The organism is Chryseobacterium sp. SIMBA_028 (assembly GCF_046535285.1).
Classification (GTDB): domain Bacteria; phylum Bacteroidota; class Bacteroidia; order Flavobacteriales; family Weeksellaceae; genus Chryseobacterium.
On sequence record NZ_JAWRWZ010000531.1, the window covers coordinates 1 to 256 of the forward strand.

General features: G+C 37.9%; 1 protein-coding gene. It reads right to left on the bottom strand.

The window, feature by feature from the left end:
- On the bottom strand, nt 1–256 hold a 256-nt coding region (locus SCA31_RS24390), incomplete at both ends, for a mannonate dehydratase (protein ID WP_410699558.1).

Consider the following 256-nt stretch of genomic DNA (forward strand, 5'->3'; position numbering starts at 1 on the left):
CAAGAATCTCTGACGAATAGTCTTTTTCTGCTCCTTTTCTTTCAAGAATATGAATTTCAAAATAGGCAAACTTTGCTTTATCAAAATAAAGCGATGATGAACCATCTTCCCATGGATAATACAAATCTGTTCTTGCCCAGTCGAGAACCGGCATGAAGTTGTAACAAACCGTTGTAATGCCTGCTTTCCCTAAGTTTTCTAGGCTTTTACCATAGTTTTCTATCAGCTGATCCCGGTCTTCTCCTCCATATTTGAT